This is a genomic window from Pseudooceanicola atlanticus, assembly GCF_000768315.1.
Lineage (GTDB): Bacteria > Pseudomonadota > Alphaproteobacteria > Rhodobacterales > Rhodobacteraceae > Pseudooceanicola > Pseudooceanicola atlanticus.
Genome location: NZ_AQQX01000002.1, coordinates 273,088 through 295,995 on the forward strand (window position 1 = coordinate 273,088; position 22,908 = coordinate 295,995).

Annotated in this window: 24 protein-coding genes; 4 read left to right on the forward strand and 20 right to left on the reverse strand. The window is 66.5% G+C overall.

Features of this window, described 5'->3' with window-relative positions; genetic code table 11:
* Positions 1 to 28: 28 nt before the first annotated feature.
* The 12 genes from tilS to ruvC all read right to left on the reverse strand — a co-directional run bounded on the left by tilS (position 29) and on the right by ruvC (position 10,222).
* Positions 29 to 1,282, reverse strand: coding sequence for a tRNA lysidine(34) synthetase TilS (gene tilS, locus ATO9_RS05460; protein ID WP_081979459.1), 1,254 nt, complete (start codon positions 1,280 to 1,282; stop codon positions 29 to 31).
* Positions 1,279 to 2,154: a tol-pal system protein YbgF gene (ybgF, locus tag ATO9_RS05465; protein WP_043746434.1), complete on the reverse strand. Its 876-nt coding sequence runs from the start codon at positions 2,152 to 2,154 to the stop codon at positions 1,279 to 1,281. The genes tilS and ybgF overlap by 4 nt, the downstream gene beginning before the upstream one ends.
* An 18-nt stretch (positions 2,155 to 2,172) precedes the next feature.
* A complete protein-coding gene (pal, locus tag ATO9_RS05470; protein WP_043746439.1) occupies positions 2,173 to 2,688 on the reverse strand; it encodes a peptidoglycan-associated lipoprotein Pal in 516 nt (171 codons plus the stop codon).
* A gap of 69 nt (positions 2,689 to 2,757) precedes the next feature.
* The gene (gene tolB / locus ATO9_RS05475) at positions 2,758 to 4,083 is read right to left on the reverse strand and encodes a Tol-Pal system beta propeller repeat protein TolB (RefSeq protein WP_043746442.1); all 1,326 of its coding nucleotides are present in this window, start codon (positions 4,081 to 4,083) and stop codon (positions 2,758 to 2,760) included.
* 8 nt (positions 4,084 to 4,091) lie between these two features.
* The gene (locus tag ATO9_RS05480) at positions 4,092 to 5,249 is read right to left on the reverse strand and encodes a hypothetical protein (RefSeq protein ID WP_043746445.1); all 1,158 of its coding nucleotides are present in this window, start codon (positions 5,247 to 5,249) and stop codon (positions 4,092 to 4,094) included.
* A gap of 13 nt (positions 5,250 to 5,262) precedes the next feature.
* Entirely contained in the window at positions 5,263 to 5,736 is a 474-nt protein-coding gene (gene tolR / locus ATO9_RS05485; protein WP_043746449.1) for a protein TolR, read from the reverse strand.
* A 1-nt stretch (position 5,737) separates the two neighbouring features.
* A complete protein-coding gene (gene tolQ, locus ATO9_RS05490) occupies positions 5,738 to 6,433 on the reverse strand; it encodes a protein TolQ (RefSeq protein WP_043746452.1) in 696 nt (231 codons plus the stop codon).
* Between the two features lie 121 nt (positions 6,434 to 6,554).
* Positions 6,555 to 6,944 carry a tol-pal system-associated acyl-CoA thioesterase gene (gene ybgC, locus ATO9_RS05495; protein WP_043746456.1) on the reverse strand — a complete coding sequence of 130 codons (390 nt, stop codon included), beginning with the start codon at positions 6,942 to 6,944 and terminating at the stop codon, positions 6,555 to 6,557.
* Positions 6,945 to 7,063: 119 nt separating this feature from the next.
* The gene (locus tag ATO9_RS05500; protein WP_337588270.1) at positions 7,064 to 8,023 is read right to left on the reverse strand and encodes a nucleoside triphosphate pyrophosphohydrolase family protein; all 960 of its coding nucleotides are present in this window, start codon (positions 8,021 to 8,023) and stop codon (positions 7,064 to 7,066) included.
* Positions 8,020 to 9,057: a Holliday junction branch migration DNA helicase RuvB gene (ruvB, locus tag ATO9_RS05505; RefSeq protein ID WP_043746461.1), complete on the reverse strand. Its 1,038-nt coding sequence runs from the start codon at positions 9,055 to 9,057 to the stop codon at positions 8,020 to 8,022. The genes ATO9_RS05500 and ruvB overlap by 4 nt, the downstream gene beginning before the upstream one ends.
* Entirely contained in the window at positions 9,054 to 9,722 is a 669-nt protein-coding gene (gene ruvA / locus ATO9_RS05510) for a Holliday junction branch migration protein RuvA (RefSeq protein ID WP_043746465.1), read from the reverse strand. Before ruvA ends, ruvB begins: the two co-directional genes overlap by 4 nt.
* Positions 9,719 to 10,222 carry a crossover junction endodeoxyribonuclease RuvC gene (gene ruvC, locus ATO9_RS05515; protein WP_043746468.1) on the reverse strand — a complete coding sequence of 168 codons (504 nt, stop codon included), beginning with the start codon at positions 10,220 to 10,222 and terminating at the stop codon, positions 9,719 to 9,721. Before ruvC ends, ruvA begins: the two co-directional genes overlap by 4 nt.
* Positions 10,223 to 10,558: 336 nt before the next feature.
* On the opposite strand from ruvC, the gene ATO9_RS05520 reads away from it, so the two are divergent.
* On the forward strand, positions 10,559 to 10,762 hold the full coding sequence (locus ATO9_RS05520; protein ID WP_043746472.1) for a DUF1127 domain-containing protein: 204 nt from the start codon (positions 10,559 to 10,561) through the stop codon (positions 10,760 to 10,762).
* A 110-nt stretch (positions 10,763 to 10,872) separates the two neighbouring features.
* On the opposite strand, the gene ATO9_RS05525 is transcribed toward ATO9_RS05520, so the two are convergent.
* The 5 genes from ATO9_RS05525 to ATO9_RS05545 form a co-directional block, all read right to left on the reverse strand.
* Positions 10,873 to 11,235, reverse strand: a complete 363-nt coding sequence (locus ATO9_RS05525; protein WP_043746475.1) for a hypothetical protein — start codon at positions 11,233 to 11,235, stop codon at positions 10,873 to 10,875.
* A gap of 104 nt (positions 11,236 to 11,339) precedes the next feature.
* On the reverse strand, positions 11,340 to 12,212 hold the full coding sequence (locus tag ATO9_RS05530) for a 50S ribosomal protein L11 methyltransferase (RefSeq protein ID WP_043746478.1): 873 nt from the start codon (positions 12,210 to 12,212) through the stop codon (positions 11,340 to 11,342).
* 72 nt (positions 12,213 to 12,284) lie between these two features.
* Entirely contained in the window at positions 12,285 to 13,697 is a 1,413-nt protein-coding gene (locus tag ATO9_RS05535) for an MATE family efflux transporter (protein WP_081979460.1), read from the reverse strand.
* Entirely contained in the window at positions 13,654 to 14,886 is a 1,233-nt protein-coding gene (locus ATO9_RS05540) for an MFS transporter (protein ID WP_043746481.1), read from the reverse strand. Before ATO9_RS05540 ends, ATO9_RS05535 begins: the two co-directional genes overlap by 44 nt.
* Positions 14,887 to 15,106: 220 nt before the next feature.
* On the reverse strand, positions 15,107 to 17,302 hold the full coding sequence (locus tag ATO9_RS05545) for a primosomal protein N' (RefSeq protein WP_043746485.1): 2,196 nt from the start codon (positions 17,300 to 17,302) through the stop codon (positions 15,107 to 15,109).
* A gap of 137 nt (positions 17,303 to 17,439) precedes the next feature.
* Between ATO9_RS05545 and fsa the strand changes: the two genes are divergently transcribed.
* The 3 genes from fsa (at position 17,440) to ATO9_RS05560 (ending at position 19,927) form a co-directional block, all read left to right on the forward strand.
* Positions 17,440 to 18,093, forward strand: coding sequence for a fructose-6-phosphate aldolase (gene fsa / locus ATO9_RS05550; protein ID WP_043746488.1), 654 nt, complete (start codon positions 17,440 to 17,442; stop codon positions 18,091 to 18,093).
* Positions 18,094 to 18,284: 191 nt separating this feature from the next.
* Positions 18,285 to 18,992: a DUF484 family protein gene (locus ATO9_RS05555; RefSeq protein ID WP_043746491.1), complete on the forward strand. Its 708-nt coding sequence runs from the start codon at positions 18,285 to 18,287 to the stop codon at positions 18,990 to 18,992.
* On the forward strand, positions 18,992 to 19,927 hold the full coding sequence (locus ATO9_RS05560) for a tyrosine recombinase XerC (protein ID WP_043746494.1): 936 nt from the start codon (positions 18,992 to 18,994) through the stop codon (positions 19,925 to 19,927). Before ATO9_RS05555 ends, ATO9_RS05560 begins: the two co-directional genes overlap by 1 nt.
* A 3-nt stretch (positions 19,928 to 19,930) precedes the next feature.
* Here the strand turns inward: ATO9_RS05560 and ATO9_RS05565 are convergent, their stop codons facing one another.
* From ATO9_RS05565 to ATO9_RS05575, 3 genes are all read right to left on the reverse strand, one after another.
* Positions 19,931 to 20,656: an alpha/beta fold hydrolase gene (locus ATO9_RS05565; protein WP_043746496.1), complete on the reverse strand. Its 726-nt coding sequence runs from the start codon at positions 20,654 to 20,656 to the stop codon at positions 19,931 to 19,933.
* A gap of 104 nt (positions 20,657 to 20,760) precedes the next feature.
* On the reverse strand, positions 20,761 to 21,504 hold the full coding sequence (locus tag ATO9_RS05570) for an alpha/beta hydrolase (RefSeq protein WP_043746499.1): 744 nt from the start codon (positions 21,502 to 21,504) through the stop codon (positions 20,761 to 20,763).
* A 66-nt stretch (positions 21,505 to 21,570) separates the two neighbouring features.
* Positions 21,571 to 22,851, reverse strand: a complete 1,281-nt coding sequence (locus ATO9_RS05575; RefSeq protein WP_052418172.1) for an MFS transporter — start codon at positions 22,849 to 22,851, stop codon at positions 21,571 to 21,573.
* Between the last annotated feature and the right edge of the window lie 57 nt (positions 22,852 to 22,908).

Below are 22,908 nucleotides of genomic sequence, written 5' to 3' on the forward strand. Positions count from 1 at the left end.
ACATAAAATAAGTTTCGTTGCGACGTATTCAATGCGTCAGAAGTGTCGCGAAGAATTGCTCGTCGCTGCGAAGAAGTTCGGCACGCCACCCCTCGGCCCGTCCGGCAAGCGGTGCGGCGACCAGTTCGTCGCCCTGCCAGACCGCCGGCGCGGCCAGCAAAGTCGTCCGCGGCAGGCCGGTCTCGCGCCAGTCCGGGCAAGTCTTCAGGCCGGTTTCGCCGGTCACGCGCACTTCGGCCCCCGGCACGGCCGGGCCGATCAGGCGCCAGCGTCCATCCCAGGGCTCGCCCGGGGCGGCGGTCAGGTCCTTCAGCGCGGCGGCCTCGCGGGTGATCCGGATATCCCCCCTAGCAACGGTGACCCGACACCCCGCAAGCGGCATCCCGGTCCCCGCGCTCAGGCTGAGTTGCAACAGCGTCATCCCCTTGCGACGCGGCGGATATTCGGCCCCCGACACCCAGATCAGCGCCTGTTGCAACAGGCGCCGTGAAATCTCCGGCCGAAAGGTGCGATAGGCCGCAAGCGGGATCACGATATCGCCGTGATCGACGCGCACATGCTGCCGCGCCTCGACAAAGGTGTACCAGGCCAGGGTTTCACGGATGTCCGCCAGGTTCCGGGACACCTGGTTCAGCGACGCCACGGTCACGCCCAGAGGTTCCAGCACTTGCAGCGCTTGCCGGGCGCGGACCCGGTCATAGCGCGGGTCATCATTGCTGGGATCGGACACCCAGGTCAGGTCTCGACGGGTCAGGAAGGCCTGCAATTCGGCCCGGTGCAGGCTGAGCATCGGTCGCAGAAAGGTGATCCCACGCTGAAGCCGCTTGGCCTGCATCGCCGCCAGCCCATCGGCCCCGGCTTCGCGCGACAGGCGCATCAGGAAGGTTTCGGCCTGGTCATCCGCCGTATGGCCGAGGGCGATCACCTCGATCCCGTTCTCCTTGGCCCAGTCGGTCATCAGGGAATAGCGCGCACGTCGGGCGCGATCTTGCAGGTTGCCGGTGCCGTCCCAGCCCTGCCAGCGCAGAATGTCATGGGACAGGCCCAGATCGGCGGCGATCCGGCCGACATATTGCGCTTCTTCGGCGGCTTCGGCCCGGAGGCCATGATCGACGGTGACAACCCGCAGATCCGCACCGACCTCCTGCGCCCAGTCCCGCATCAGGATCATCAGCGCGAGGCTGTCCGATCCACCGGACACAGCGACACCGATCGGTGCGGAGGGCGTGGCGGTCAGATACCCCGCCACGACCTCGCGCAGGATCGTGTCGCTCAGCGTCACGAACAGCCCAGGTTGGCCATTTCCGTTTGCGCCTGTGACACTTGCGGCGCGCCGGGGAAGCGGTTGCCGACCTCGCGCAGGGTAGTGCAGGCCTCTGGCCCCTGCCCTAGCTGGGCCAGGCCGCGCCCGAGATTGTAGAGCGCCTCTGCCGCGACGGGACCGTCAGGCGCGGCAGAGAAGGAAGCGAGGTAGGCCCGCGCAGCCTGTGTCGTCTCGCCCTGCGCCTCAAGCGCCTTGCCGCGGCCCAGTTCGGCCTGCGCCTGCATCGGAGAGCCGGGGTAATTGGCCAGGAATTCAGTGAACGCCTCCGCGGCGGCAGCATTTTCACCGTTGGTCAGCGCGGTTTGCGCGGCGTCGAAATCCGCACGTTCGGCCACGGCCAGTTCCGTCCCGGCAGAGCTGCCGCTCGTATCCGCAGCGCCGGTATTGGCTGCCGGCAGCGTGCCGCCGGTCGTTGTGCCGCCCGTCGTGCTGCCAGAGGGCGACCCTTCGGGGACTGCCCCGCCAAGGGTCGAGGTTTCGCCCAGCTGCGACAGGTCTCCGCCCTCAAGCTCGACCAGACGGAATTCCAGGTCACCGATCCGGTTGGTCCCGTCCTCGACGATGGAGTTGATCCGAAACTCGAGCTCTTCGGTCTTGGAGGTCAGGCGCACCGCTTCGGCCTCCAGCGCGTCGAGCCGTTCCAGAACCGAACCGCCCACCGTCACGCCCGCAGCGCCGCCGGTGGTCGACAATTCGCGTTTCAGCTTCTGGATCTCGACGTTGAGAACCGTCAGTTCCTGCCGGATATCGGCCAGGGTTTCATCCTGCGACTGTGCCACCGCCCCGAGGGGCAGCAGCACGAACAGCAGAGAGGCCAGGATATGGCGCATGCGATTTCTCCGTGCGGGTTAGCCCGACAGACCCGATTTCAGAACCGTCACGGCGCGGCGGTTCTTGGAATAGCAGGCCTCGTCGGAACAGATCTCGATGGGGCGTTCCTTGCCGAAGGTGACGGTCTGAAGACGTCCGGCGGCCACGCCCTGCGTGATCAGGTATTCGCGCACCGCGTTGGCCCGGCGGGCGCCCAGTGCGAGGTTGTATTCGCGCGTGCCCTGTTCGTCGGCATGGCCTTCGATCACGGCGTTGTAGTCGGTGTTGGTGCCAAGCCACTGCGCCTGACCGTTCAGGACCATGCGCGCCTCGTCCGACAGCGTCGACTGGTCGACGGCAAAGAGGACACGATCCCCCACGCTGGACTGGAAGTAGAGCGGCGAAGCCGGGTCGTTGGCGGTGCCGGGCTGAATGCCGGCCTGGGCGCCATTGTTCTGGCCCATCATGCCGTTTTCGCCGAACCGTTCGTTCTGCGAACAGGCGGCCAGCGCAAGGGCGGATACGATCAGCGCCGCGCGTGTCAGGTGTTTCATCTCGTGCCTCGTTTTCTCATGTTTTGCCTCATCCTACCACGGGAGTGGGCATGTGGGAAACTCTGCCGCCTAGTTCTGGAGCGGCGACCAGGACGGGTCGGAAGCGGCGCCTTCGGTCCGGACCTGCTTCAGATTTCGGCCTGAAATATCAACGGAATAGAGAGAGGATGCCCCCTGCGCCCCCTGGGTTTCGCGGGTGAACATGATGACACGGCCATTGGGCGACCATGTCGGCCCCTCGTCCAGGAAGGACGCGGTCAGCAGGCGTTCCTCGCCGCCATCGGTGCGCATCACGCCGATATGGAACCGGCCCTTGCTCTGCTTGGTGAAGGCGATCAGGTCACCGCGCGGGGACCAGACCGGCGTGCCGTAGCGACCCTGGCCAAAGCTGATCCGCGTCGCCTCTCCGCCGGTGGCGGGCATGATGTAAAGCTGCTGGGACCCGCTCCGGTCGCTTTCAAACACGATCCGGCTACCATCAGGCGAAAAGCTGGGCGCGGTTTCGATCGATGGCGCGGAGGTCAGCCGCGTCGACCGGCCAGAAGTGATGTCCATGCTGTAGATGTCGGTATTGCCGCCGTCCGTCAGCGAATAGACGATGGTCTGGCCATTTGGCGAAAAACGCGGCGCGAAGGACATGGAGCCGCTGCCGGTTTCCAGCACACGCCGCCCGACCGAAGCCACGTCGAGTACGTAGATCCGCGGGAAACCCGTCTCGTAGCTGGTGTAGAGCACGCGGTCGCCGGTGGGGCTGAACCGCGGCGCCAGCACGATCGAGGAACTGTCGGTCAGGTACTGCACGTTGGCGCCGTCATAATCCATGATGGCCAGTCGCTTGCGACGATTGTCTTTGGGGCCGGTTTCCGCGACATAGACGACGCGGCTGTCGAAATAGGGGCCTTCGCCTGTGATCCGGGAATAGACCGCGTCGGCCACCTTGTGGGCCATGCGCCGCCATCCCGAGGTCGTGCCATTGAATTGCAGGCCCGACCCCATCTCCTGCCCCGAAAAGACATCGTAGAGCCGGAACTTGACCGTCAGCGCCCCGCCTGCCCCGACGCTCACAGCGCCGGTAATCAGGGCCTGAGCGTTGATCGCCTTCCAGTCGGCATATTGCACCGGGCTGGAGAAGCTGGTGATCCGCGCGATATGCGCATCGGGCGGGATTTCGCGGAACAGGCCGGTGCCCATCAGGTCCTGCGCGACGACGCGGGTCAATTGCTGCGACATGTCGGCGGCGGCCGTGTTCTCGGCCACGAAATTCGGCACGGCGAAGGGCAGCGGTTCGATCACACCCTCGGTGATCTCGATCCGCAGCGGACCGTCCTGGGCCAGCGTGGCAAGGGGCAGGACCGCCAGAACGGCAGCGGCAAGAACCGAAAGGAACCTGGTCATGTGTCTCATCATTTGATCCGCATCTTCTCAGGATTGAATGTCATTTCAATGTCGCGCCATTGGCCGTACTTGTCGACCGGAAGCCCGTAACCGTTGGTGCCGCAGCGGATGATAGCCCGCCGGGCGGCCTCGAATGCCTGTCTGGCAGCCTCGTTCGACCCGCCCGAAGACGACACCATGCGGATCGTGTCGATCCGGGGGCGGGCATCTTCGGTCATCGAGACGGACACGACCACGGTGGTGCGCAGCGCCTCGGTCGAGAGGGAGCCGGTATTCCAGCACGACGACACGGCAACGCGCAGGGCGTCCTTTTCGCCCGACGTCAGCGGCGGACCGGACTGGCCCTGGGGCACGTTGCTGCTGTCCGCAGACGAACTGGAGCCCGCAAGCGCGCGTTCAAGGGCCGAGTTGATCGCGTCCTTCTGGGTCTGATTTTCGGACGTCGGTTCCACGTCGGTATCACGTCGGTCTTGCGTCGGTGCGGTTGTCGGTTCCGGCTCGGGCTCTGCGGCGGCGGTGCGCACGGGACGCGAGGTCGGCGGGCGCTTGGACACCTTGGGCGGCCCACCATCGGGCGTCGCATCCGGAGTGATCTGGGTCGTGGCTTCCTCGGGGGCGGCCTCTTCGGCTTCGGGTTGCACCTCGGCGGCGTCGGGCGTCGGCGCGGTCGGCGTCTGCGGCACCTCGTCGGTCGCCACGTCGGGATTGGGCCGCAACACGGGGCGCGGCGCGACGCGGGGAATGCTGCGCGGGGTTTCCGCGGGCTGTTCCGGCATCAGCACGGCCGTATCCTCGGACGGAGGTGTGATCTCCGGCGGCGTATCGGCGACCTCGGCCTGGGGCGGCGCGATCTGCGGGCGCTCCGGCGCGGTTTCCGCCTCGGGTGCCGCGGCCTCTGCCGGGGCGGCCTGTTCGGGCGGGGTGTCCTGGGTGGGCGTGACCTGGGGCGCGTCGGTGGCCGGCGCGGGCTGGGGCAGTTCCGACACCTCGTCCGTCGCGCCGGGGGGCTGGACCGCCGGGGTCAGCGCCGCGAATTCCTCGGGCGAGATGAGAGCGACATCCGTCACCTCGATCGTGTCCTCGGGGGGCGCGGCGAAACCGCCGAACATGAGCCAGCCGATAAGGGCCAGGTGGCCCGTCCCCGATATGATGTGCCCGACATGCATGTCAGATCACCAATCAATTCCCGCTGTCCAGGCTGGGACCGCCGGGTTCGGTGACCAGACCGATATTCTTGAACCCGCCCCGGTTCAGCGCGCCCATGATCTGCATCACGTTCTCATAGGGCACGACGCCATCGGCACGCAGGTAGACCCGATCGCTTTCGCGTTCGGCAGCCACCGCGCGCAGGCGGGTGATCAGTTCTTCACGCGGGATTTCGGAGGTCTGGATCATCACCGCGCCCTCGGCCGTCACCGTGACGGTCAGCGGTTCTTCCTGGTCCGCCGGCAGAGAAGTCGCCGCGGTTTCCGGCAGCTTGACCGGCACGCCCACGACCATCAGCGGCGCGGCCACCATGAAGATGATGAGAAGCACCAGCATCACGTCCACGAAGGGCGTGACGTTGATCTCTGCCATCGGGCGGGCGCGTCCGCCGCGGCGACGCCCCCGGCGACCCGATCCGCCTTCCTTGCCGATCACCCCCGCGCCCATGTCAGCTGTCCAACTGGCGGCTGAGGATGGTCGAAAACTCGTCGGCGAAGGCTTCGTAATTGCCGACGATGCGATCCGCGTCAGTCGACAGCTTGTTGTAGAAGACCACGGCCGGGATCGCGGCCAGCAGGCCAAGGCCTGTGGCCAGCAGCGCCTCTGCAATGCCCGGCGCGACGACGGCAAGGTTGGTGTTCTGGCTTTCGGCGATGCCGATGAAGGCATGCATGATGCCCCACACTGTGCCGAACAGACCGACGAAAGGCGCGGTCGAGCCGACGGTGGCCAGCACCGGCAGACCCGCTTGCAGGCTTTCGACCTCTTTCGCGATGGTCACGTCCATCGACCGGTCGATCCGGGCCTGGGCCCCGGCGATCATCTGGCCGTCTTCGCGATGCGAGCGGTGCCATTCCGTCATCCCGGCGGCAAAGACGCGATGCGCCCGGCCCTTGGGATCGGGGCCGATCTGTTCGTAGAATTCGTCCAGCGGTTCACCCGACCAGAAGGAGCGGTCGAAATTGGCGGCCTCGCGTCGGGCCGACCGGAAGGTGATGATTTTCTGTACGATGATCGACCAGGACCAGAACGAGGCGGCGATCAGAAGGATCATCACCAGTTTCACGGTCAGGGTCGCACGTGCGAAGAGCGCCCACATGGAAAAATCCAGCTGCTGCGCCAGTTGAAGAGTCTCGGTTTCCATTCTGCCTGCTCGTCAGAAACAAGGGTTCGGGCCGTCTTGCGCGGCCTCATTGTCCTTGAATGTAACGGATCACAAGCCGAAAGGCCAACACATTGCCGAGAGGCGCAGGTGGCCGCGCCGTTCAGTGCAATTGCAGGCGGATATTCGCCGGAAGACGCGCCGGTTGCCCGGTCTCGTTCAGCGCCACAAGGGTGACCTGGGCCGAGAACAGCACCTCGCCATCGCGCAGCACGTCCTGTTTCAGAACGATGCGGGCACCGGTGACGGCTTCGGGGGCGGTCTGAACCTCCAGTTCGTCATCGAAATGGGCGGGGGCCAGGTAGTCGGCCTCGATCCGGCGGACGGCAAAGACCATGCCGTCCTCTTCCTTCATGCGGCGCTGGTCGATGCCCAGCTCGCGGACCCATTCGCTGCGGGCGCGTTCGATGAATTTCAGGTAATTCGCGTAATAGACGATGCCGGCCAGATCGGTATCCTCGTAATAGACGCGCAGTTTGAAGAGATGGCTCATCCTCGGGTCCTTTCCGTCTCTGGTCTGTGTCTGGCCTGCCTCGGGCGCGGGCCGTCTCGTCAGGCTTCCGTTTCCAAAGTCGCTACAGTCGCGGCTTAATGCTTCGCATTTAAGAACAATCAGGCAGAGCCGACATCGCGTTGCATCCGCGCGAAAAGCCGCAGCGCATGGGCGGCATTGGTCGCACTGGCCGGCATGACCGGATCATAAGCCCCGTGCAGCAGCGCGGCGATGTCCGGGCGCAGCCGGGCCAGGCCATCCGCCCCGCGCAGGAGCGGAGAGCGCGACGAAAACGCCCCCGGCCCCCAGTCGAGCAGCGCCTTGACGGCCTGCTCCAGCCCGATCTCCTCGGCCGGGAGGAGGGTCTGCTTGCCGCGCATCAGCACGAACACGAAACAGGCACGGATGGCACCATCCTCGTCGAAGCGGAACAGGCGATACTGGCTGGCCTCGGCCCGGGCGAGGCGCGGCACGAGGGACGAAAGCTCGGGCAGAAGGCGATCCAGGTTCTCGACCTCCAGCAATTCCTCCCAATCTTTGAGGAAGAAGAGCATCAGGTTTGTGCCAAGCTCGGGGTCGGTTTCGGCCATGTGGTGACCCGCCATGCCGACCAGCGCCTCGATCGCGCCCTTCAGGGGCGGCAGGCTCTGATCCTCGACGCCGAAGACGACCGGCACGATGGGCCGGCCCCAGCGGGCGAAATGGAAGGACCCGTCATCGCGGGTGAACCAGCGTTCAATCTCTTCCGGGGCGGGCAGGTCGGTCTCGGTCAAGATATCGTCCCCACTTGCGGTCAAAGGCTTCGGGAAGGTCGATGCCCTGCCAATCCGCAAAGAGCAAGAGAAAGCCGAACGGATCCGCCGCCTCGTCCTCCAGATCGCGGCGCAATTCGGCCTCGGGGCTTTTTTTTCGTGGCGCGCGCGACCGGTCATCTTGAGGTGCGCGGCGGTCAGTTCGCCCAGTTCCTCGGTCAGCTTGCCGATGTGGAAGGCGCTGTCGGGCGTGATCCCGAAGGTTTCGGCATAGAGGGCGCCGACACGGGCCGCGCGGGCCTGCAGGTCGTCGAGGTCGCGGGTCATCCCTCGAACAGGCTGCCCTGCCCGCCACGTGTCGGCGGCGCGATCCCGAGGTGGTGATAGCCCTTGTGCGCCAGCATCCGGCCGCGCGGGGTGCGCTGGATCAGGGCCTGTTGCAGCAGGTAGGGTTCGATCACGTCCTCGACCGCGTCGCGGCTTTCCGACAGCGCGGCGCAGAGCGTTTCGATCCCCACCGGACCGCCCTGGTATTCGACGCCGATCATGTTGAGATACCGCCGGTCCGCCCCGTCGAGGCCCAGGCTGTCCACTCCGAGCCTTGTCAGCGCGCTGTCGGCCAGTTCCCGCGTGATGCGGCCGTCGCCTTCGACCACGGCGAAATCGACGACGCGGCGCAGCAGCCGACCGGCGATGCGGGGGGTGCCACGGGCGCGGCGGGCGATCTCGCGGGCGCCGGCATCGTCGGCGGGGGCGCCAAGTTTGCGGGCGTTGCGGGTGACGATCTCGTGCAGCTCGTCCTCGTCATAGAATTGCAGCCGCGTCGGGATGCCGAAACGGTCGCGCAGCGGTGTCGTCAGCAGGCCAAGCCGGGTGGTCGCGCCAACCAGCGTGAAGGGCTGCAACTCGATCCGGACGGTGCGGGCGGCGGGGCCTTCGCCGATCACGAGGTCGAGCTCGAAATCCTCCATCGCGGGGTAGAGCACTTCTTCCACGGCCGGGTTGAGGCGATGGATCTCGTCGATGAAGAGCACGTCGCGCGCCTCGAGATTGGTGAGGATCGCGGCGAGGTCGCCGGCCTTGGCCAGAACGGGGCCGGAGGTCATGCGGAACCCCACCCCCAGCTCGCGCGCCATGATCTGCGCCAGCGTCGTCTTGCCCAGCCCCGGCGGGCCGTGGAACAGCGTGTGATCCATCGCCTCGCCCCGCTGCCGCGCGGAGGAGACGAAGACCCTCAGGTTGGCCCGTGCCTCCTTCTGCCCGATGAAATCGTCGAGCGTCTGGGGCCGCAGGGCCCGGGTGTCGTCGGCATCCTCCGGAAGGGGATCGGGGCGCATGGTCGGGTCGGGCTGATCGGTCATGCCGGGGCCAGCCGTTTCAGGGCGCTGCGGATCAGGGCGGCAGTGTCGGCATCCGGTGCCTCACTGGCGGCCTGTGCGACGGCGGTTGCGGCCTCGGACGGGCCGTAGCCGAGATTGGCGAGGGCCGACAGCGCCTCGGCCTGGGACGCGCCAGAGGTCGGCGGCGCGGGTTGCGGGGCGGGTGCCGGCTCGATCACCTCGGTCTCGTCCGTGGGTGCGGCAGCGGGTGTGACACTGGCAGGGGCACCGCCCATGGCCATGATGGTGGGCGCCTTGTCCTTCAGCTCCAGCACGATGCGCTGCGCGGTCTTGGGACCGACGCCCTTGGCCGACTTGACCGAGGCCTGGTCACCAAGCGCAATCGCCCGGGACAGCCCGTCAGCGCCAAGCGCACCCAGGATCGCCAGCGCGCCCTTGGCCCCCACCCCCTGAACCGAGGTCAGCAGGCGGAACCATTCCTTTTCCACCAGCGTCGGAAAGCCGAACAGCTGCAACAGGTCCTCGCGCACCACCAGTTCGGTATAGAGCGCCGCAGCCTCTCCGGGGCCGGGCAGCGCGGCCAGGGTGCGTTCCGAGACGAAGACGACATAGCCCACGCCGCGCACGTCGATCAGCACGTGATCGGTGGACCGCATGTCGATCCGGCCAGCCAGCCGCCCGATCATGCGCGCACCTTGGCGGCGCGGGCCAGCGACGCGGCCGACCCCATGTGATGGGCATGACACAGGGCGATGGCCAGGGCATCGGCGGCGTCGGGACCGGTGAATTCGACACCGGGCAATTGCAGGCGGACCATGTGCTGCACCTGTTCCTTTGCGGCGTGGCCGACACCGACCACGGATTTCTTGATCGTGTTGGGGGCGTATTCCCCGACCTCCAGCCCGGCCTGGGCCGGCACCAGCAGGGCGATCCCCCGCGCTTGGCCCAGTTTCAGCGTCCCGGCCCCGTCGCGGTTGACGAAGACCTTTTCGACGGCGGCCTGGTCGGGCTCGTGATCGCGAAACACCTGTGTCAGCGCCGTGTGCAGGGCCAGAAGGCGGGCGGCCATGTCATCCCCGACACCGTTGCACTGACCATTTGCGACATGGCTGATTCGGCTGCCGGAGACCGAAATGACCCCCCAGCCCAGGCTGCGCAGGCCCGGATCAATGCCGATGACTTTCATTCAGGCCCCTCGATCTGCCCCGGTTTATCAACTTTTTTCGACAAATAGCACGAATGGTGAACATTCGCCAAGGGACAAGCACGACACGGCGCGAGGTCTGTTTGCGACATTCGGGTCGCGGAGGCCGACTTTCGGGGCCTGCCTGCGACACCCTGAAGACGAAAAACGACGCAAATTTGGGCGGAATTATGATCGCGTTATCAGTCTCTTAACCCTGTTTTCGAGCTATGCGCACCGGTCATGCGACCCATGCAAAAATGCCTCTTCTCTAACCGCGAATGCTCGAATAATTGGCGCTTTGAAAACTCATCACCCCTCTTGCGAAGGAGCCCCACTATGACCGTCTATCAGATGAATACCACCACCCAGTCCGGGCTGGCTGTTGTTTTTGGCCAGTTCGGCCGCGCCGTTTCCAACGTTGTCCTGACCATCCGCGACTGGAACGACCGTCGCGTGACCCGCAAAGTGCTCGGCGGTCTGACCGACCGTGAGCTGAACGACATCGGCCTGATGCGCGCAGACCTCAACGACCTGCGCTAACCCCCCTCTCTTCGGCTCCGCGCTGATGAGAAAAGACCGCGTCCCGAGGGGCGCGGTCTTTGCTTTTGGCACCTGCCGGATGCGGCAGGTGTTTGTCGTTGGAAAAGGGGTCAGCCGATCAGCGGGCTGATGACCTCGGCAATTTTCAGCGTCACCGGATCGACCTGCATCAGCCAGCCGCCGATCTGGTCGACTGCCCGGCCCGACGCGTTGAGAAGAGACACCTTTTCCGCGTAATTCGCGCTGCCCAGGCTGACCAGCAGGAAGCTTTTGTAACCGACGCCGATCACGGCAAGGATCATCAGCGCCCGGATCGGCAACATGCGAAAGAAGGCGCGGCGCATCTGGCCATGCGGCTTCAGCTCGACAAGGCCGGTGTCGTCCATCTCGGCCTTGGCACCTTCCTTGATAGCGGCCTTTTTCTTGTCCAGCGACCTCAGCCGCTGGTCGAATTCTCTATACCCTGAGTTCATGCCCGTCTCTCCTACGGAACCTTGTACGAGAAGGTGTATGCAGGTTGATTACGGCCATTATTTGGCGAATTGATTGAAAATCAGCGCCATTGATGCGCCGCTGATCAGTCCGGCTTGCGCAGGACCAGCGTGGTCCAGTCGCCGATCTGGCGTGCCTCGGTCTTTTCCAGACCCTCGGCGACGTAGGCGGCGGCGACCTCCTCGGCCTGTTCGTTCAGCAGGCCCGACAGGATGCAATGTCCGCCCGCCGCAAGATGGCCGGCCACGTCGGGGGCCAGGTCGATCAGCGGCCCCTTGAGGATATTGGCAAAGATCAGGTCGTAAGGCGCACCGGCGGCGATATCCGGATGGTCGAACCCCGTCGCCTCGAGGCAGGTGACACGCCCCTGCATCCCGTTGGCGGCCAGGTTCGCCTCGGCCACCTCGACGGCGACCGGATCGATGTCGCTGGCCAGCGGGGTGCCGGGCCAGATGCGGGCGGCGGCCATGGCCAGAACGGCGGTGCCGCAGCCGATATCGGCAACCTTTTCGGCGACGATGCCCTGTTCGGCCAGGCGATCCAGCGCCTCGAGGCAGCCCTGCGTGGTGCCGTGATGCCCGGTGCCGAAGGCCATCGCGGCCTCGATCAGCAACGGCACGCAGCCCTCGGGCACGGTATCCGCGTCATGGCTGCCATAGAGGTAGAACCGCCCGGCCTTCACCGGGGCCAGTTCGCGGCGCACCTTGGCGACCCAATCGGTATCGGGCAGTTCGGAGACGGCAAAGGGCTTGGCCCCGTGGATCGTCGCCAGCAGCGCCAGCCCCGCCTCGTCCGGGCGATCCTGGAAATAGCCGCCGACCTCCCACAGGCCAGAACCGTCCTCGATCTCGAAGACGCCGACGCCGTAAGGTTCGGGGCTCAGGCTCTCCATCGCCTCGCCAAGCGCTTCGGCGGGGGTCTTGCCGGTCAGGGTGGTGAAGGCGGTATAGGTGGGCATGGCGGGCTCCTGCGTGATCCGCCTAGCGCCTAGTCGGCGGCGCGTGGCCCGTCAAGGTTCCTCGCCATCGCATCAGGCCGCCGGCGGCGCGGGATCGACGATGTCAGGCGGGGTGTCGCGCAGCAGGCGGTTGATCAGACGCCAGGCGATCCAACCGGCCAGCCCGCCCGCGAACACGGCCGCCAGCCCATAGCCCAGCATCGCCCCTGGCCCGCCCCAGACCTGCCCCAGCAGCAGCGCCAGCGGATAGACCAGCACCCCGTCGCGGAGCCAGGCCGACCAGGTCGCCCAGGTCGGCTTGCCCAGGTTGTTGAACGCCGCCCCCGCCACGAACAGCACCCCGTTCAGCAGGAAGGACAGCGTGACCCAGAAGGTGAAGGCCTTCATCACCTCGATCCCCGGCCCCTCGAGCCCGAACCCACGGATCAGCGGCCCGGTCAGCGCCATCATCAGCAGCCAGGCGATCAGCGTGTAGATCGTGCAGAAGATCAGGCTGTCGAGATAGGCGCGCCGGACCCGGTCGATCCGCCTGGCCCCGTAATTCTGCCCGATGATGCCGCCGATTGCCCCCGACAAGCCGTAGATACCGCCGAAGACCAGCATCATCAGCCGCATCGCAACCGCCATCGCCGCCACCGCTTCGGGCCCGTAAGGCGCCATGGCCAGTGTCAGCATCCATTGCCCGGCGGGCGGCGAGGCCTGTGTCGCGATCCCCGGCACAGCGATGGCGAAATAGGGACGAACCGCCCGGCGCAGCGCGCCGAAGGACGGACGTTTCAACAGCCCGTGATGCCGGATCAGCCAGTAGAGCCCCAGCCCCGCCATGATGACCCGCGAGATCACCAGCGACCAGGCCGCCCCGGTCACGCCCCATTCCAGGGCGACGATCAGCAGCGGGTTCAGCACCATCATCACCATGCCGGCAATCAGCGTGACCAGCATCGACCGCCAGGCATCGCCCACGGCCCGCAACAGCCCGGCCGAATTCACGCCGAGCGCGATGATCGGCAGCGACATCAGCGTGATCGACAGCACATGCGCCGCGATCTCCAGCACTTCGCCCTCGGCCCCCGCCAAGCGCAGCAGGTCGTGGCGGAAGGTCACGCTCGGCACCGAAAGGGTGAACTGGATCAGGAAGGTGAAGATCAGCGCGGCGGTGGCGTAATCGCGGGCCGTCTCGCTCGACCCGGCGCCCAGATGGCGCGACACCAGCGCCACGCCCGAGATCATCATGCCAAGCGCCACGGACACCATCAGGAAGGTGACCATCGCCGCATAGCCCATGCCCGCCAGCAGTAGCGTGTCGTCCAATTGCCCGACCCAGTAGAGCGCCAGGAAATCCACCAGGAACATGAAGGTCAGCCCGACCGATCCCGACGCGGTCATGACGACCACGTGCCGCATCGTCGACCCGGTCACGAACCGGGCCTGAAGCCCATCCTTATTCGGCAGCGGCCGGGATGGGTCGGGCAAAGATCGTCTCATGTCCGGGCTCCGGATGACGGGGGATCAGCATCGACAGGCAAAGCGATCCGGCGGCCATGCCCGCGGCCAGGACGAAGACCCCCCCAGGCGAGACCAGCCACAGATACCCCAGCAGGGCCGGCAGGAAGACCGCCGCGATATGGTTGATCGTAAAGGCCACGGCCGCCGTCGGGGCGATATCGCCGGGATCGGCGATTTTCTGGAAATACGTCTTCAGCGCCAGCGCCAGCCCGAAGAAGATGTGATCGATCACATAGAGGACCGAGGCCAGCACCACGCCCCAGCTGAAATAGTAGATGCCGCCATAGGCGGAAAACACGCAGACCAGCCCGACATATTCGAACATCAGCGTCCGGCGCTCGCCGAACCGCGCCACGGCGCGCCCCAGCAACGGCGCGAAGATCATGTTGGCCACCAGGTTGATCAGGAACAGGCCCGTGACCTCGTGCACCTCGAAGCCGAACCGCTCGACCATCATGAACCCGGCAAAGACGACGAAGATCTGCCGCCGCGCGCCGGCCATGAATTGCAGCGCGTAATACAGCCAGTAGCGCTTGCGCAGGACCATCTTCTTGACCTGCGGATTGGGCGCCTCGAATTGCGGATAGGCGATCATGGCAAAGATCGCGATGGCCGCGGTGACCCCGCCCGCCAGCATGTAGACGATGTTGTAGGTCAGGCCCAGCGGCTCCCACAGCACGACCAGCAGACCGTAGGAACACAAGGTCGCCGCCGACCCGGTGGCCAGCAGCAGGCCCAGCACCTGCGGCGCCTCTTCCTTCTTCAGCCATTGCAGCTGCAGCGACTGGTTCACCGTCTCGTAATAGTGGAACCCGATGGAGCTGAGCATGGTGATCGTCAGGATGCCCCCAAGCGTCGGGAACCAGGCGGTCACCGCCGTGGCCACCCCCAGCAGCAACAGCGACACCAGCCCCAGAACCTGTTCGCGCACGACCATGATGATGGCGATCACCCCGATCGCCAGGAAGCCCGGGATCTCGCGCACCGTGTGCAGCCAGCCGATATCGGAGCCGTCGAACTGCGCCACCTCGATGACGAAATTGTTCAGCAGGGCAGACCAGGTCGCAAAGGCGATCGGCATCGCGGCCGCCATCAGGAACAGCAACGTACGGGGGCGGCGCCAGAGCGGCAGATGCCGCGCGTCGGCAAGGGGCGTGGTCTGAGTCATACCACCGCCATTACGCCGATTTTCGGACGGACCCAAGACAAATAAATGCACATAGCATCTATTTCCAGCGCGCAGCGCCCCCTTTCATCTGGCCGGAAAATATCCCGGGATCCTGAAGGGCAGCGCCCTTCAGAGCCCTTGCGGCTCGAGCAAGATAAAATCGTGTGCGCCGCAGGCGCTCCGGTTTGCAACACGGGTCAGGGGCGGGCCAGAGGGCGGATCAGAAGAAGGATTGCGGGTCGATATCCACCGCCACTCGCAGGTCCTTGTCCGCGCGCAGCTGCGCCACCCATTGCGCCATCGCGCCCTGCAGGGCGACGCCCTTATCGGCCTTGACCAGCATCCGCACCCGGTGCCGCCCCCGTATCCGCGCGATCGGGGCCGGGGCCGGGCCGAAGACCTGGGCCGATACGCGGTCCAGCGGTCCGGTCCGCCGGGCCAGGTCCTGCCCGGCGCGGAACGCCGTCTCGGCCTCCGTCGCCGACAGGATCACCGCGGCCAGCCGGCCATAGGGCGGCATCCCGGCGGCACGGCGGCCCTCGGCCTCGGCCTTCCAGAACGCCTCCTCGTCGCCGGTCAGGATGGCGCGGATCACCGGGTGTTCGGGCTGGTAGGTCTGGAGGATCGCCTCGCCCGCCGCCTCGGCCCGGCCCGCACGCCCCGCCACCTGGCGCATCAGCTGGAAGGTCCGTTCGGCAGCGCGCAGATCAGAGCCTTGCAGGCCCAGATCGGCGTCGATCACCCCCACCAGCGTCAGCTTGGGGAAGTTGTGCCCCTTCGCCACCAGCTGCGTGCCGATGATGATATCCGCGCCGCCCTCCGCGATCTCGGCAATCGCCGCCTTCAGCGCCCGGGCCGAGGTGAAGAGGTCCGAGGACAGCACCGCCACCCGCGCCTCGGGAAAGAGGCCGGCGACCTCTTCGCCCAGCCGCTCCACGCCCGGACCGACCGGGGCCAGCCGTCCTTCGACTTCGCAGCTTGGGCAGGCCTCGGGGATCGGCTTCGTCTCGCCGCATTGGTGGCAGACCAGCCGTTTGAGGAACCGGTGTTCGACCATACGCGCATCGCAATGGTCACAGGCGATCTGTTCGCCGCAGGCCCGGCAGATCGTGACCGGCGCATAGCCGCGACGGTTCAGGAACAGCAGCGCCTGTTCCCCCGTCTCGATCCGCTGCCGCACCGCGTGAGCCAGCGAGGGGGAAATCCAGGTGCCCGGCTGCATCTGTTCGTTGCGCATGTCGAGCGTGCGCATCTCGGGCAGGACCGCGGCGCCGAAACGGGCATCCAGGTCGACCCGGTCATACTTGCCCGCATCGGCATTGGCCCAGGTTTCCAGCGACGGCGTGGCCGAGGCCAGCACCACCCGCGCCCCGGTGATCGAGGCCCGCAGCACCGCCATGTCCCGCGCGTTGTACAGCACCCCGTCCTCCTGCTTGTACGAGGTGTCGTGTTCCTCATCCACGACGATCAGGCCCAGGTCCCGGAACGGCAGGAACAGCGACGACCGCGCGCCCACCACCAGCTCCGCCTGACCCTGACCGATCATCTTCCAGGCGCGGCGCCGTTCGGTCATCGTGACGCCGGAATGCCATTCCACCGGTTTCGCGCCGAAGCGCTGTTCGACACGGATGAGGAATTGTTCGGACAGGGCGATCTCGGGCAGCAGGACCAGCGCCTGGCGGCCCGCGGCAAGACAGGCCGCCACGGCCTCGAGATAGACCTCGGTCTTGCCCGACCCGGTCACCCCGCGCAGCAGGGTTGTGCCATAGCCGCCTGTACGGATCCCCTCGGCCAGCTTGGCCGCGGCGGTCGCCTGTGCCTCGGTCAGGGCCTTGCCGTGGCGCTCCACGTCGAGCGGCGGATAGGGCGTGTCACGGGGGGCCTTTTCCTCGCGGACCGCCCCCTGTTCGACCAGCCCCTTGACCACGCCCGAGGACACGCCGGCCATCTCGCTCAGTTCCTTCAGGGTAAAGGACAGCCCGCCGTAATCGCGCAGCACCTCCAAGACGCGGCGGCGGGCATCGGTCATCCGTTCCGGCTCCGTCTCGCCGAGGCGGTAGACCTTCTGCATGGAGGGCGGATCGGACAGGCCAGGCGCCCGCGTCGCCAGCCGCAGCATCGCCGACATGGGCGTCAGCGTGTAATCGCCGGCCCGCACCAGGAACTCGCGCATCTCGTCCCGCATGGGGGCGACGTCCAGCACCTTGGTGACGGGGCGAATCTTGGAATAGTCGAAATCGCCCTTGCCCGGGCCCCAGACGACCCCCGGCACCTGGCGCGGGCCCAGCGGCACCTGCACGAAGGCGCCCTGGAACACGCCGCCCTCGGGCGCCTTGTAATCAAGGAACCGGTCGATGGGCTGCGTCGTCACCACCGAAACGAGCTGGCCGGGAGCAAAGAAGGAGGGTTCGTCCAAGCGGGATCCCCACAAAACGGGTTAGCGATAACAGGCAGGGGGTTTCGAAACGCCCCCCTATCGGGTAAATCGCGAGCGACGTCTTTCCAACCCCCGACGCAATTTTGCCGCGGCGGGCGCAACCCGAAGAGGCCCCGATGAAATTCTTTGTCGATACCGCCGATGTCCCCGCCATTGCCGAGCTGAACGAGCTGGGCATGGTCGACGGGGTGACCACCAACCCGTCGCTGATCAAGAAATCCGGCCGCGATATCCTGGAAGTGACCAAGGAAATCTGTGACCTGGTCGACGGCCCCGTATCGGCCGAGGTCACCGCGACCGATGCCGAGACGATGATCGCCGAGGGCCGCAAGCTGGCCAAGATCGCCGACAACATCGCCGTGAAGGTGCCGCTGACCTGGGACGGGCTGAAGGCCTGCAAGGTGCTGACCGGCGAAGGCAACATGGTCAACGTGACGCTGTGCTTCTCGGCCAACCAGGCGCTGCTGGCGGCCAAGGCCGGCGCGACCTTCATCTCGCCCTTCATCGGGCGGCTGGACGATATCAACCTCGACGGGCTGGACCTGATCGCCGATATCCGCACCATCTATGACAATTTCGGCTACGAGACCGAGATCCTCGCGGCCTCGATCCGCACCGCGAACCACATCGCGGAATGCGCCAAGATCGGTGCCGACGTGATCACCGCGCCGCCCGCCGTCATCAGCGGCATGGTCAAGCATCCGCTGACCGACAAGGGCCTCGACGCGTTCCTGGCCGACATCAAGGAGGCCGGGATCAGCATCCTCTGATCCTGCCGACCCAAGCCAAGCGTGCGATCCCCGGACCGACCGGGGATCGTGCCGCCCCCGGACACGCCCAAGGCCCGTCGCCCTGTTCCCCTGAGGACTCACCCCGGCGAAATCTGCCGCGCGTCTGAAAAAGATCCCCACATTCCCGCCTGCTCTGCTATGGTCCCGAGCAAAAGAAGACCGAGGCAAACATGAGCAGTCACCCCAAGATCGACGACGATCTTCGCGCGAAGATCATCGCCGAACCTACATCCATCCTTGACGATCGCGACCTGATGCACGCCCTGATCGCCGCCAATGACCGGGCGATCGGTTCCAATGTCGTGGACCTGCGCGGCATCGCCATGGAGCGGCTGGAGGCCCGGCTGGATCGTCTGGAAGACACCCACCGGTCCGTCATCGCCGCAGCCTATGAGAACCTGGCGGGCACCAACCAGGTCCATCGGGCGATCCTGCGGATGCTGGACCCCACCGATTTCGAGACCTTCCTGCGCGACCTGGACGGCGAGGTTGCCGACATCCTTGGCGTCAGCCACATGCACCTGGTGCTGGAAAGCCTGCAGAACGATGGCGACAGCACCATTGAACGGCTGGGCGAGGTCCTGCGCGTCGTGGCGCCCGGCTATTGCGAGATCTTCGCCGATGGCGGTCGCGGCGCCCCGCCGCGCCAGGTCACCCTGCGCCAGATCCGCAATGGCGAGGAGGTCGTCTATGGTGCGGGTGGCGAATACGTCCGCTCCGAAGCGGTGCTGCGCCTGAATTTCGGCGAGGGCCGCCTGCCCGGCATGCTGGTCATGGGGTCCGAAGATCCGCATCAGTTCACGCCGCAGCACGGCACGGACCTGCTGGCCTTCTTCGCCGGGGTCTTTGAACGCACGATGCGGCGCTGGCTGAACTGATGAGCCTCGCGGTCTCTCCGGCCGCACGGGCCGCCCTGGCCGACTGGTTGTCCTCGCTGAAATCCCTGCGCGGCGCGTCCCCTGCGACGATCGCCGCCTATCAGCGGGACGTCGTCGACTACCTGAGCTTCATGGCCGAACACCAGGGGGGGCCGCAGGGCATCGCCGCGCTTGGCGAGGTCGGAACGTCGGACATGCGGGCCTGGATGGCGCGGGAACGCGCCTCGGGCCTTGGTGCACGGTCGCTGGCGCGGAAATTGTCGGCGGTGAAGACCTTCTATCGCTGGCTGGCCGAGCGCGAGGGGCTCGAGGTGACACCGGTCCTGTCGGCCCGCGCGCCCAAGTACCAGCGCAGCCTGCCCCGCCCCCTGCCCGAAGACGCCGCGCGCGCCATGATCGGCGCCGTGGGCAGCCAGGATGAACGCGCCTGGGTCGCCGCGCGCGATGCCGCCGTGATGACGCTGCTCTACGGCTGCGGCCTGCGGATTTCCGAGGCGCTGTCGCTGACCGCCGATGACCTGCCCCTGGGCGACACGCTGCGGATCACCGGCAAGGGCGGCAAGGAACGGATCGTGCCGGTCATCGCACCGGCCCGCACCGCCGTGCAGGCCTATCTCGATATCCTGCCGCATCCGATGGAGTCGGGCACCCCGGTCTTTCGCGCCATACGCGGCGGGCCGTTGTCAGCGCGTACCGTGCAGAAATCCATGGAACAGGCCCGCATGGCGCTTGGCCTGCCGGCCAGTGCGACACCCCATGCGATGCGCCATTCCTTCGCCACCCACTTGCTGAGCGCGGGCGGCGATCTGCGGGCGATCCAGGATCTGCTGGGCCATGCCTCTCTGTCGACAACGCAGGTTTACACGGCGGTCGATACGGCACGGCTGATGGAGGTCTACGACGCCGCCCATCCCCGCGCGCGGGCCAAGTCGTAATCCCTAGCGCGCGCCGACCGCGGGCTTGACCGCCGGCATCGCCAGCCAGTCGAAGATCACGCGGCAGAAGGCCTCTGGCTGTTCCAGCATGGGGAAATGGCCCGCATCCTCGATCAGTTCCAGCTGCGCATTGGGGATCAGTTCGGACATGAATTCCATCCGCTTGGGCGGCACAAGGCCGTCCTGCGCCCCGCCGATCACAAGGGCCGGCACCTTGACCTTGCGCAGCGTCCCTTGCTGATCGCGGCGGCGTTGCAGGGCGCGGGTCTGGCGGCGGAAGATCTCGGGGCCAAGCGCCATGGCCGTGTGGATGTAGCGGTTCACGATCTCGAAGCGATGCGGGCCTGGGGCCAGGTAGTCGGGTTTCATCACGTCGCGCAGCGCGGCCTCGAGCTGACCGGCGCGGCACTTGACCAACAGGTCCTCGCGCGCTGCCGATTGCTGGGGCGTATCCGCCAGCGGCGTGGTCGAAACCAGCGCGATCCGCTGCACCCGTTCGGGGGCGCGGCGAAACAGCTCCATCGCGATGGCACCGCCGAAATCATGACCCAGCAGGGCGAATTTGGGCGGCAATTCGGAGAGAAGCTCGGACGCGATCTCCTCCATCCGTTCGCCGCGGGTGGGCATGGCAAAGGTGATCGACCGGTCCGGCCCGAAGGCCGAGATCAGGGCGTCAAAGACCTGATGGTCGCACATCATGCCGGGGATCAGGACAAGCGGTTCGCTCATGTCTGGGTATCGGGCCCTGGGCCGTTCTGTTTCTGCTCACCCGGAGGGTCGCAGAGCAGAGCGGAAAATCAAGTGATTTGATGGGGCCAGCCGGAAATTGGCGGTCAGCCCCGCGCCAACACCTTTTCAACCGTCTTTTCGATCAGCACAAGGCAGTCCGGGTCCGAGAAGCGGTGATCCGCCCCCTTCACCAGGGTCAGGCGGATATCCGGGCCTTCGGCGCGGTCCAGCAGGCGATGCGCGACGCTGATATCGACATCCGCATCCGCAGTTCCCTGCAGGAACCGCACCGGGAAAGGCAGCGGGATGGGACCACGCAGCAGCAGGTGGTTGCGCCCGTCCTCGATCAGCCGCTTGGTGATGATGTAGGGTTCGCCGTATTCCGAGGGCAGCGCGACCTGTTCCACCATGTCCAGCGCGGTCTTCTGCGCGTCATCGAACCCGGCCCACATGCTGTCTTCGGTGAAATCGGGTGCGGCGGCGATGGTGACCAGGCCGGCGATCCGGTCCGGCATCCGCTGGGTCATCAGCAGGGAAATCCAGCCGCCCATCGAAGACCCGACAAGGATCTGCGGCCCCTCGGTCAGTTCGGAAATGGCGGCCTGCGCGTCTTCGGCCCAGTCACCGATGCAGCCTGCGATGAATTCCCCGTCGCTTTCCCCGTGGCCGGAATAGTCGAACCGCAGGAAGGCGCGGCCCTTGCGTTTCGCCCAATCCTCGAGCGCGACGGCCTTGGTGCCCTGCATGTCCGATTTGAACCCGCCCAGGAAGACGACGCCGGGGCCTTCGCCCTCGGTCCGGTTATAGGCGAGCCGGCGGCCCTGCGGGGTGGTCAGGTAGTCGGGCATGGCGAGGCTCCTCCGCGATCGGGTGTTGATCCAGATGTGCCATGCCCGGCGCGGTGGCGCAACGCGTCAGGCGTCTTCGACCTCTTGCAGGCGCAGCGCCAGCAGCCCGCCCGCCACCGCCATCGCCGCGAACCCGCCAAGCGCGAGCGACGCCGAGACCGTGCCCAGCCCGCCGCCGAACGCCCCCGCGGCCAGAAGGATCAGGCCGATGGACAGGTTGGCCACCGCCGAATAGGTCGCGCGCTGATCCTCGGGCGAGGCATCGACAAGGTAGGTGGACCGCCCCTGCCGCACACCGTGATAGGCCAGCATCAGCACGAAAAGCACCGCAGGACCCGCCCAGACCGTGTCTGCCAGGCCAAGCGCGGCCAGCACCAGCATCCCGGCCATCGCCAGCGCGGCGATCACGCCGGCCAGCGCCAGCACACGGCGCGACGATTGATCGGCCAGCCGCCCCCAGACGAACGAGCTGACAAAGGACGCCGCGGCAGAGGCCAGGACCAGCGCCCCCAGCTGTTGCAGGATCGCTCCATCGCCCGCTAGCACGACCAGCCAGGGCGGGGCCAGTGCGGTCGAGACCAGCAGCCCCCGGACCAGGATGAAATGGCGCAGGTTCGCATCCTCGGACAGGATCTTGCGGATCGGCGGGAATTGCGGATGGTCGCGGGTTTCCACCGCCGGTTCCTCGATCGTGGAAAACAGCCCCGCCGCCAGCAACCAGAAGACACCGGCCAGCGCCACGGCGATCAGCACCGGGGTCCGGTCCTGCAACAGGCCCGACATCAGCAGCAGCGCGAAGATCAGCACCCCGATCGACGCGACGGAGCCGGCAAGCCCAGTGACAGCGCCCCGGCGGGTCTGTTCGACGGTGCGGCCCAGAACGTCCTTGGTGCTGATCGAACAGGCCGCCCGCGACAGCGCGAGGATTGCCAGCAGGGCACAGATCACCAGGCCAGCGGCCGTACCTTCCAGCGTCGTACCCGCCGCCGCGATGCCGAGGGCCGACAGCCCCTGCCCCAGCGACCCGGCCACCCACATCCACTTGCGATGCGACAGGCGGTCGACGATGGCGGCATAGCCGACCTGTGGCAACAGCGCCCCGGCCTCGCGGATCGGCACCAGGGCGGCAGCCAGCGCGCCGGGCGCGCCCAGCGATGTCATCAGCCAGGACAGCACGAGTTTCGGGTCGATCAGACCGTCGGACACCTTGGTGAGGGACAGCGAGGAGATGAAGCGCAACCCGTTGCGGCCTTCCTGCGCGTCGGGTCCGTCGCTGCCTTCGGCGCCGGCGATGCGGGCGAAAATCTGCGCGGTGCCGCTGTCATTGTCGCCTTGGGGCGTATCCATCTGTGTCATGAAAACTCCCCTTCAAGCAGCGGCGCGTCAAACGTGTTTCGTGAAGAC

What these genes read in the sequence shown, in the direction of transcription:
- tolB (WP_043746442.1), bottom strand. Translation starts at nt 4,083, where the DNA reads ATGACCAGGTTCCTTTCGGTTCTTGCCGCTGCCGTTCTGGCGGTCCTG.
- tolR (WP_043746449.1), bottom strand. Translation starts at nt 5,736, where the DNA reads ATGGGCGCGGGGGTGATCGGCAAGGAAGGCGGATCGGGTCGCCGGGGG.
- pal (WP_043746439.1), bottom strand. Translation starts at nt 2,688, where the DNA reads ATGAAACACCTGACACGCGCGGCGCTGATCGTATCCGCCCTTGCGCTG.
- tolQ (WP_043746452.1), bottom strand. Translation starts at nt 6,433, where the DNA reads ATGGAAACCGAGACTCTTCAACTGGCGCAGCAGCTGGATTTTTCCATG.
- ruvC (WP_043746468.1), bottom strand. Translation starts at nt 10,222, where the DNA reads ATGAAAGTCATCGGCATTGATCCGGGCCTGCGCAGCCTGGGCTGGGGG.
- ATO9_RS05565 (WP_043746496.1), bottom strand. Translation starts at nt 20,656, where the DNA reads ATGAGCGAACCGCTTGTCCTGATCCCCGGCATGATGTGCGACCATCAG.
- fsa (WP_043746488.1), top strand. Translation starts at nt 17,440, where the DNA reads ATGAAATTCTTTGTCGATACCGCCGATGTCCCCGCCATTGCCGAGCTG.
- ATO9_RS05480 (WP_043746445.1), bottom strand. Translation starts at nt 5,249, where the DNA reads ATGCATGTCGGGCACATCATATCGGGGACGGGCCACCTGGCCCTTATC.
- ATO9_RS05570 (WP_043746499.1), bottom strand. Translation starts at nt 21,504, where the DNA reads ATGCCCGACTACCTGACCACCCCGCAGGGCCGCCGGCTCGCCTATAAC.
- ATO9_RS05575 (WP_052418172.1), bottom strand. Translation starts at nt 22,851, where the DNA reads ATGGATACGCCCCAAGGCGACAATGACAGCGGCACCGCGCAGATTTTC.
- ATO9_RS05560 (WP_043746494.1), top strand. Translation starts at nt 18,992, where the DNA reads ATGAGCCTCGCGGTCTCTCCGGCCGCACGGGCCGCCCTGGCCGACTGG.
- ybgF (WP_043746434.1), bottom strand. Translation starts at nt 2,154, where the DNA reads ATGCGCCATATCCTGGCCTCTCTGCTGTTCGTGCTGCTGCCCCTCGGG.
- ATO9_RS05520 (WP_043746472.1), top strand. Translation starts at nt 10,559, where the DNA reads ATGACCGTCTATCAGATGAATACCACCACCCAGTCCGGGCTGGCTGTT.
- ATO9_RS05530 (WP_043746478.1), bottom strand. Translation starts at nt 12,212, where the DNA reads ATGCCCACCTATACCGCCTTCACCACCCTGACCGGCAAGACCCCCGCC.
- ruvA (WP_043746465.1), bottom strand. Translation starts at nt 9,722, where the DNA reads ATGATCGGGCGGCTGGCTGGCCGGATCGACATGCGGTCCACCGATCAC.
- ATO9_RS05555 (WP_043746491.1), top strand. Translation starts at nt 18,285, where the DNA reads ATGAGCAGTCACCCCAAGATCGACGACGATCTTCGCGCGAAGATCATC.
- ATO9_RS05535 (WP_081979460.1), bottom strand. Translation starts at nt 13,697, where the DNA reads ATGAGACGATCTTTGCCCGACCCATCCCGGCCGCTGCCGAATAAGGAT.
- ATO9_RS05525 (WP_043746475.1), bottom strand. Translation starts at nt 11,235, where the DNA reads ATGAACTCAGGGTATAGAGAATTCGACCAGCGGCTGAGGTCGCTGGAC.
- ybgC (WP_043746456.1), bottom strand. Translation starts at nt 6,944, where the DNA reads ATGAGCCATCTCTTCAAACTGCGCGTCTATTACGAGGATACCGATCTG.
- ATO9_RS05540 (WP_043746481.1), bottom strand. Translation starts at nt 14,886, where the DNA reads ATGACTCAGACCACGCCCCTTGCCGACGCGCGGCATCTGCCGCTCTGG.
- ATO9_RS05500 (WP_337588270.1), bottom strand. Translation starts at nt 8,023, where the DNA reads ATGACCCGCGACCTCGACGACCTGCAGGCCCGCGCGGCCCGTGTCGGC.
- ruvB (WP_043746461.1), bottom strand. Translation starts at nt 9,057, where the DNA reads ATGACCGATCAGCCCGACCCGACCATGCGCCCCGATCCCCTTCCGGAG.